Origin of the sequence: Clostridium luticellarii (assembly GCF_002995845.1) — a bacterium.
In the GTDB taxonomy this organism is placed as follows: Bacteria; Bacillota; Clostridia; order Clostridiales; family Clostridiaceae; genus Clostridium_B; species Clostridium_B luticellarii.
Map to the genome: position 1 here is coordinate 1 of NZ_PVXP01000100.1, position 8,714 is coordinate 8,714.

Below are 8,714 nucleotides of genomic sequence, written 5' to 3' on the forward strand. Positions count from 1 at the left end.
TTATAACACGCTATTATTAGTTATTCCCTAAAAAATAAAAATTACTACAGGCTCATATTCCTATAGTAATTTCCAATTAAATTTTATCCCGTCTATTCTATTTTACACAAATCTGTGGACGCCCTCTTTATTTCATAATATAATTCATTTATCGCTCTACTGTCATAGGATTAAATTTTAAATTTCTGAATCACTTCATTGAGCTTTTGGGCCAGAACAGCTTGATCCCTGGAGGTTTCATCCACCTGTATCATACCCTGTGTTGCATCATTTATGACATTCTCAATCTGATTGGTGCTTTCAGAAGATTTTTGTGCAATTGCAGCCATACTGTTAATGGCCTTGGTTACTTCATTTATGGTATTTTTCATTTCCTCTGTCATTGAAGTCAATTGTTCCAGGGAATCAGAAGTGAATTGAGAGTCTCTGTAATATTTTTCTCCAGTACTTAGATAGTTGTCCAATTGTACATTTACATTTTGATCAATAAACCCTAAAATCTGATAACTGGTATCAGATAGATTTTTAAAAGCATCTTGAACTTTTACTACAACATTTTGAATTGTAGAAACTGTTTCCGAAGATTGTTCTGCCAATGTCCTCACTTCTTCTGCAACTACTGCAAATCCTTTTCCATGTTCACCTGCTCTTGCAGCTTCAATAGCTGCATTCAATGCCAGTAAATTGGTTTGTTCTGCAATATCTGCTATTACATCCGCCATCTCCTTTATTTTTGAAACTACTTTTCCATCATCTATGGCTTTCAGTATACTGTTCTGTTCATGCTTATAGATATCCTTACATTCCTTTATTGCATCTTGAGCACTTTTCTGAACTGAAAGAGCATTTTCCTTGGACTTATTTGCATTTGTACTTACATCCAATGCTCGATTTGACAATTTATTCATACTGGAATCTATCTCTTCCACAGATGCAGTAACTTCCTCAGCTGAAGCTGTTGTTTCCTGGGAACCATTTACAATATCATTTATAGAATTATCCACATCCTGAAATTTGGATGTCATCTCCTGAACAGTTGCAGAAAGTTCCTCGCTGGAGGCACTCATGTTCTCAGAATTGTCAACTATGATCTTTACCAGAGATTTCACATTGTTCTGAGCTGTATTGAGAGAGATAGCCGTATCTGCAAATTCATCCTTTCTTTTTATATTTATAGGAGTGCTGAAATCACATTCCGATAATCTCCTTGCAAATTCCTGTATCTGAATTAAAGGTTTCGTCACATATTTTGCAATAGATATTCCACATACACCGGCAATTATCAGCATGGCCAATAAAATTATAAGAGCTGTGGTAATGGTAGCACTTAATCCCTGTGCATAATCTCTTTTAGGACTTACAGTTACAACTGTCCAACCTGTTTCTTTAGATCTATCAAATCCAGCTATTTTGGATTCTTTTCCACTTCCGTACTTTATATTTCCCTGCTTTTCACTTAAAATAGATTGCCCGGAAGGAATCTCCAGCTTTATGTTCTTCATCACCTTACTTTTATCAGAATGCGCAATAATTGTACCATCCGTTGAAACTAGAAAGGCATATCCGCTTTTTCCCACTTTAGTGGCAGACAACTTGTCTCTTAATGTGGATAGATCAACATCAAAACCTACAGCACCTATTTTACCATTATAAAGCTGTACTTTTTTAGCAATAGTTATGACAATTTTACCTGTAAAAGCATCTTCATATGGCTCAGTTACAAATACTTTTCCATCTGCAGCTATGGCATCTTTATACCAGGGTCTGGATGTGGGATCAAATCCTGCAGGTAATTTTACACTTTCAGGATATACTATCATCTGTTTGGTTTCATCTCCCAAATATGACTGCATTATATCCTTGTTGCTCTGTGTTATGCTCCCCAAAGCATTTAACAGACCATCCTTGTCCTGCGAAAGTACATCTCTATTAACCGACAGCGATTCTAAATCATGTTTTAATGAGAGAATATGTAAATCTATGTATGAAACTTTTTCCTCTGACACCTGACCTGTCAATCCCTCTGCATCATCACCTATGATTTTAGATGCTATGGAAAAATAAAAAATTGATAATATGAGTACTGGTATTGCAACTAACAATATCAATACACCTATCAATTTATGATGTAATGACATTTTATTTTTCATAGTTTACCCCCTATGTTACATAATTATTTATATTCCAGCATATTTTACCACCAAAATACACTGAATGTCAAAAATTTTCACTTATTTCATGCTAATTCTGCAATAAGAAACATGATTTTCATACCAAGCTGAGTAAATTTTTCCTCATACTCCGTGGTTACATTTTCATTAAAATTGCTGTTGTGAAGATCATAGGTTAAATATTTTATTCTATATCCACTCTCTGTAAAATAATCCTGAGATTCTTCAAAAAGTCCTTTATCGTCTGTCTTAAACCATATCTGACTTCCCGACTTCAAAAACTCTTTATACATATTTAAAAATGCAGTATATGTAAGTCTTCTCTTTTTCTGTCTCCGTTTAGGCCATGGATTGCAAAAATTTATATATATTCTGTCAATCTCCCCACTGCCGAAAGCTCCAAGAATCTGCCCTATATTCATAGGCACTATCCTTACATTTTCTATTTCATTCTCCTGTACTCTTCTGAGAGCATAGATCAAAACTTCATCCTTTAAATCAATTCCTATATAATTTATATTTTTATTATTTAGTGCCTGCTGGCATAAAAATTTGCCTCTTCCACAGCCCAGTTCCAGATATATCTTATTATTGTTTCCAAATTTCTTACTCCAGCTTCCCTTACATTTTTCAGGTTGCGTTATGACAAGAAAGCTGGATTCCAGTTCAGGCCTAGCCCACCATTTTTTTCTAAGTCTCATATTACAAAATTCCTTTCTTCTCTTTGCAGCATACAAATTATTTAAATAAATGCAAAATCTATTATCCATTCTAATGCAAAAGTTGTCAATAGAATTTTTTAAATATATTTTAGCTAAAGTTTTTTCTACAATATACGATAACAGTATGTAAAATTATATCTAGAATAACATGCGGGTTGTGAAAAATTATGGAATATTTTGTAGAAGAACTCAAAAGTAAAAAGATAATAGGTGCAGATGATATACAAATTCTTAAAAATTATATAGATAAAAAATATATTAAAACTGGTTCAAAAGAAAAAGCAAAAATGCTTTCCAAAACCATACATCACATTTTAGACGAAAACTTAAAGGAACTTCCTGAAAACTATAGACAAGCTATAAAGCTTAATATTTTAAAAGAAACTCTTTTTAAGAACAAAGAATCCATATTCATGTACGATATATTCAATTATTGCATGAAGAATGAATTTTTAAAAAAGAATTTTAAAAAAGAGCTTACCCAGTGGATAAACAGTAATATAGAGAGTAAAATTCAGGAAATTGATTTGAACAATTATGAAAAAAACGTTAAAAAAGACATGCCCTCTTTATCAGACAAATGCAGCAAAAATACTTTCAATTATATTCTGCCTTTTGATTCAAATCCCTTAAAATTCTCAAAAAAAATTCTGGCAGTTATTATAGTTGTTATTTTAATTATGGGTATATCAGGTAAATTCATACTAAAATCACATTTTAATATAGCTGAATTTTCACAAGATGAAAGGACACATTTAGAAGATTTCATTGACAGAATAACTTTAGAAAATTATGAAAAGAATTTTCCAAATGTATATCTCCCGGAATATTTAAAATATCAGGATATAGACAAAAATAAATTAAAATCTTACTTAAGTACGCGAAATTCACTATTATGCAAAGAACCTTATTTCTCTACCATAATCAACACCTCAAAAGAGTTTAATCTAAACCCAATTTTGTTGTTTGCCATAACTGGACAGGAACAAAATTTCGTTCCTGTAAATACACCTAATGCCTATAAAATAGCCAATAATCCCTTTAATGTATATCACAGCTGGCAGGAATACAACACGGATATAGGAGATTCTTCCAGAATAGCTGCCCATACCATTATAAATCTATCTATAAACCGGCCAAAAGAAAATAATCCCTTTATGTGGATAGGTAAAAAATATGCAGAAGACCAAAACTGGGCAAATGGTGTTCAATCTATATTTGAGGAAATAAATCATTATTATTCAGTTCACAGCGAAAGATAAATTCAATTAGAGAATGCTGTTGGCTATCTTAATAAAAGCCTGATATATGGCAAAAGACGGTACACCAACTATGTACCTTGCCAGTGGAGTAGCCACAAACAAGATCAATATGACAAATTGATATCTATATATGCTTCCTGATATTTTATAAAACAGCGACGGAAAAATATCCCTTAATACATGAAATCCGTCTAAACCAGGTAGAGGAATCAAATTAAATACAAATAACATACAGTTTATATTTACAATATACAGCATAATTTTGGTCAATATGTTGAAAGTTGAAGAGGTTCCTATGGCCAAAATTTCTGATTTATATAATAGTACCACCAAAATAGAAGCTAAAAATGCCACTATCAAATTTGCCAAAGGTCCTGCAATAGACACCTTAAAGTCATCTCTGTTTCTGTTTTTAAATGCACTGGGATTGATTTCAACGGGTTTTGCCCATCCAAATCCCACCAGCAGTATCATTATAAATCCTAAAATGTCTACATGTGCAAATGGGTTTAAGGTAAGCCTTCCTTGAAACTTTGGAGTCTTATCACCCAATCTGTCCGCCATCAATGCATGTGCAAACTCGTGGAATGCAAATCCAATAAGTATAGCGGGTACGGTCAGTATTTTATCTAATATAACTTCAGTCAAATATTTCATTCCTTCCTTTTTAATTTAATGATGACTTTTCCAATTTACCGTTGCTTATAGACGCAATTCCACCTTCATAAATCTGTATGAATTTTCCGCTATATGTATATTGTTTCCCTGTCGACAATTCAGTGACAATTCCTTTTAAATTATCATTTATGTATATTTTTCCTGAAGGCATTAAAAATATGTCATTCTTATCCACAGGCTGATTCAAGCTAATATTTTGATATCCATTTTCATCCGTATTTAAATTTCCACAATAGATATTCGATACTTTTCCGTTTTCTTCATTCCCTATATAGATTTTATCATTTTCATCTGCACCTATCCATACAGGATTTTGAACTCCCTCAATAGTTATAGGATTTTGCCTTCCAGTAACATATATACTATGATATATATCATCTTCATATATTAGCTTATCATCCAGATACAATGTTCCTATCTTGTCTATCATATACGATTTCGTATATATTTTCTGCATCTCCTTCATTATATTTATCCTGTATATATTACTTCTCCGTCCTCTATTCTGCATCTTAATATATATTACATTTGTAAAAGGAGATTCCTGTATATCATCGATTTGAGCCTTTTCGTCGGAATAATCCAATTCTTTTACATCCTCTTTTATATCCTTGTCAACTTCATAATAGAGCAAATTAAATTTGGAATTTTCAGTATAATCATGCTTTTCTGCTATAAGCATTCTATTTCTATCCTTGAGCCATTTATAAAAAGATACTTCTACTCCATCCTTAAATTCTACATTTTTTTCATTACCGGTTTTTGAATCCACAACTTTCAAAATATTTCCCTGGTAATAGGCTACATATCTGCCATCAAAGGAAACACTAACATTTTTGGCATCCTGTGGTACATTTACAGTGGTATTTTCTTTCTTGGGCTCACTTTTCAAAACCTTTTTGGCTTTTATCTCTGTCTGAGAAGATAAAAAATAATTATTTATATAAAACAATCCTGAAAATTGTAACGCCAGTGATATGGCTATCCAGACAGCAATTCTTCTGAAAACTTTCATCTCACACTCCCCTTTAACAATCTATGACAGCTTTTATGGCTTCACATAAATAGCAGATGGAACAGACCTTTCGCCTAAAGGATCACAGGTATTATTTATTACCTCTCCTTCATAGTACATAGTAGAAGAAGAACCTCCATCTAAATTAGTAGCATTTATTGCACCATACTTAATCATTATATTCTGAACATCCCTCAGGGAAGCCCCTATACTCTTAGTTTGACGTCCGTCTATAACAAGAAAAATCATAGCTCCGTCTGACCTCTGGCCTATTGCAGTTCTTGGAGCTATTCCCCATCCGCCATCTCCTGATTTTATGGTTCCCTTCCCATTTACTATCAGGGCAGGTCCAAAAGATATGGCTTCTGTAACACCTCTTTCTTTCATATCATTTAAGCTGTGATTTCCAACCAAAAGCTGCCCTTTATTTGTAATTGCCATTACTTCTGATTTCTCATCAGGATCTTCTATGTCATTAGACACAACTTTACCATTACTCATCAATATACCTGTAGGCTTTCCACCAGTACCGGTCCACTTGCTGTCTCCAGAGGAACTGTCTTTAAAGCCTCCGCCATTTATAGCAGCTACCGCATTATTGTTCTTTGCTATTCTGCTGGTGAGTTCCCCTGCTGTCCCTAATTTTTTGCTGTATCCAACTTTGACTCTGGTGGGATCATGAATTATCAATATATATCCTTTAAAATTTTTTTTATCATCACTTATATCTTCTCTTTCTATACTGCTGTCATGTTTATTTTCAAAATTCAGAGTTTCCACATTATTTTGTTCTACACTTTCAGCAGTATTCCCTGCCAATATCTTTTTTATCTCTTCATCCGACAGAAACAATTTTGCAATATATTGATGACTCAATGTGGTCATAGCAGCACCTACTATGGTTCTCTTTACATTTTCAAAAGGACCATAAAATACCAAAAAAGGAGCAGTTGCGCCCGTGAATATAAATTCAAACAGTAAAAAACAAAGTATCAGTTTCCAAACTGTTCTTCTTTTTTTACCTGTTGTTGTTCTTTTTCTGTGCATTGAAAACTTTCCCTTCTAAAAAATATGTACTAAATTAAAATTATATCCTTCAATATTGTACAATAAACGATAAAATTTTTAAATAGAAATAGTCATAAATACATAAAAACTTCATAAAAGATCAATAAATAAAAAAGATATTTGCTATGTCATTATATAATATGCCCATAGCAACATATCTTTAGTATTACTATATCAAAAATTATCCACTTGATATCTACAATCTTTTAGAAGCCTCATAGGCCAGCGGGGATCTCTCACATTCATCATGTTTTAAAGTGACCTGATAACACAGAGGACTTCCCTTCATTTTTTCTGATGCATAAGATAATCCATTGGATCTGGAATCTAGAAATGCCTGATCTATTTGATCTGGATCTCCTATAAGCAGCAGTTTTGTACCTACACCCACCCTGGTTATTATCGCTTTTACCTGTTTAGGTGTTAAATTTTGGGCTTCATCAACCACCAGCCAATTTTTTGTAATAGATCGACCTCTTAAATATCCCACCGCCTCCGTAGTTATAATTCCCCTGTCAAACAGCTCTCTGACTTTATCCTCTAATTCCTTTTCATCTTTATATCTTTCCTTTTCGTCAGAATCCACTAGTATCTCAAGATTATCTAGTATTGGCCTCATAAGAGGAAATATTTTTTCCTGTTCTGTACCTGGTAAAAATCCTATATCCTCACCCATGGTAATATTAGGTCTGCATACAAGCATTTTTCTATACTTTCTGTTGTCTTCTTCCATCATATTATGAAGTCCCACCGCCAGTGAAAAAAAAGTTTTTGCTGTACCAGCAGGTCCTTTTATTATTACAAGAGGAGCTTTCTCCGCATTTGTAAGAAGAGCTTCCAACATAAATTTCTGTCCCACATTTCTTGGATTTATTCCCAGAGGTGAACTGTCTTTAAAATTAAGCGGAACAATTTTTTTCCCATCAAACCTCCCAAGAGCAGTTTGTTTAGGATGCTCAAAACAATGTATTATGACAAATTCATTTACATAGAAATTTGGTGTAAAATATTTTTCAGTTTCTTCATCATAACAGGTAATTTTATCAGTTTCCATATACTTTTCTCTATAAAAATTTTCTATGTTCTGCTTTGATGCATATACTTCCGCTCTTCCAGTATATTGACTTTTATCCTCTGGAACAACTTTTTCATAAAAATCTTCTACATCTATATTTATAATATCAGCTTTAATTCTTTCAAAAATATCTTTTGTTATAAGGCAAACATCTTCTCCTTGTTCCTTAAGTCCTTTACATACCTGCATTATTCTGTTGTCTGGTTTGCTTCTATCCCAGGCTGGAGGCAGCTTTACATCATAATGATTCATTTCAACTCTGAAGTTTCCACCAGATGGCAATTGTACTCCTTTATTGAGTTTACCTCTTTTTCTCAATCCATCTATCAGCCTAGCTGCATGTCTGGCATTAAAGCCCAAATCACTTTTGTCTTTTTTAAAACCATCCAGTTCTTCAAGCACCACCTCGGGTATAACTACATCTCCATCTTCAAAAGCCAATATAGCCCCCGATGAATACAAAATAACATTGGTATCTAAAACATAAGTTTTTTTCAAAGTCATTCCTCCCCTCTTCCATTATTATAATATATTCATCTGTACATATAAATGCATTTATTATTATGAAATCAAATTTGTTATAAAATATATCTTTATATTATAAAAAGCAAACACTGTACATTTCCAATGCTTGCTTTTTTAAGGGAGATCTATATAACTACGTTGTTTGCTTTTTATTGTATATATTTTATTTTATACATGTGATGTGACAATATTGTGTCA

At 32.9% G+C, this 8,714-nt stretch carries 7 protein-coding genes; 1 reads left to right on the plus strand and 6 read right to left on the minus strand.

What is annotated here, in order from left to right; genetic code table 11:
* Positions 1-170 precede the first annotated feature (170 nt).
* Both CLLU_RS17305 and trmB read right to left on the minus strand, forming a co-directional pair.
* Positions 171-2,150, minus strand: coding sequence for a methyl-accepting chemotaxis protein (locus CLLU_RS17305; RefSeq protein WP_106011015.1), 1,980 nt, complete (start codon positions 2,148-2,150; stop codon positions 171-173).
* 86 nt (positions 2,151-2,236) lie between these two features.
* Positions 2,237-2,872 carry a tRNA (guanosine(46)-N7)-methyltransferase TrmB gene (gene trmB / locus CLLU_RS17310; protein WP_106011016.1) on the minus strand — a complete coding sequence of 212 codons (636 nt, stop codon included), beginning with the start codon at positions 2,870-2,872 and terminating at the stop codon, positions 2,237-2,239.
* Between the two features lie 188 nt (positions 2,873-3,060).
* Between trmB and CLLU_RS17315 the strand changes: the two genes are divergently transcribed.
* Positions 3,061-4,155, plus strand: a complete 1,095-nt coding sequence (locus CLLU_RS17315) for a hypothetical protein (RefSeq protein WP_106011017.1) — start codon at positions 3,061-3,063, stop codon at positions 4,153-4,155.
* Positions 4,156-4,161: 6 nt separating this feature from the next.
* Here CLLU_RS17315 and CLLU_RS17320 read toward each other — a convergent pair whose 3' ends face one another.
* The 4 genes from CLLU_RS17320 to CLLU_RS17335 all read right to left on the minus strand — a co-directional run bounded on the left by CLLU_RS17320 (position 4,162) and on the right by CLLU_RS17335 (position 8,489).
* Positions 4,162-4,812: a site-2 protease family protein gene (locus CLLU_RS17320; protein WP_207656026.1), complete on the minus strand. Its 651-nt coding sequence runs from the start codon at positions 4,810-4,812 to the stop codon at positions 4,162-4,164.
* A 10-nt stretch (positions 4,813-4,822) separates the two neighbouring features.
* Positions 4,823-5,848 (minus strand): hypothetical protein, encoded by a 1,026-nt coding sequence (locus CLLU_RS17325; RefSeq protein WP_106011019.1) that lies wholly within the window; start codon positions 5,846-5,848, stop codon positions 4,823-4,825.
* Positions 5,849-5,881: 33 nt separating this feature from the next.
* A complete protein-coding gene (locus tag CLLU_RS17330) occupies positions 5,882-6,895 on the minus strand; it encodes a phosphodiester glycosidase family protein (RefSeq protein WP_106011020.1) in 1,014 nt (337 codons plus the stop codon).
* 217 nt (positions 6,896-7,112) lie between these two features.
* Positions 7,113-8,489 (minus strand): PhoH family protein, encoded by a 1,377-nt coding sequence (locus CLLU_RS17335; RefSeq protein WP_106011021.1) that lies wholly within the window; start codon positions 8,487-8,489, stop codon positions 7,113-7,115.
* Positions 8,490-8,714: the final 225 nt, after the last annotated feature.

Excerpts from the sequence above, each read along its gene's own strand:
- CLLU_RS17305 (WP_106011015.1), bottom strand. The coding sequence starts at position 2,150 with ATGAAAAATAAAATGTCATTACATCATAAATTGATAGGTGTATTGATA.
- trmB (WP_106011016.1), bottom strand. The coding sequence starts at position 2,872 with ATGAGACTTAGAAAAAAATGGTGGGCTAGGCCTGAACTGGAATCCAGC.
- CLLU_RS17315 (WP_106011017.1), top strand. The coding sequence starts at position 3,061 with ATGGAATATTTTGTAGAAGAACTCAAAAGTAAAAAGATAATAGGTGCA.
- CLLU_RS17320 (WP_207656026.1), bottom strand. The coding sequence starts at position 4,812 with ATGAAATATTTGACTGAAGTTATATTAGATAAAATACTGACCGTACCC.
- CLLU_RS17325 (WP_106011019.1), bottom strand. The coding sequence starts at position 5,848 with ATGAAAGTTTTCAGAAGAATTGCTGTCTGGATAGCCATATCACTGGCG.
- CLLU_RS17330 (WP_106011020.1), bottom strand. The coding sequence starts at position 6,895 with ATGCACAGAAAAAGAACAACAACAGGTAAAAAAAGAAGAACAGTTTGG.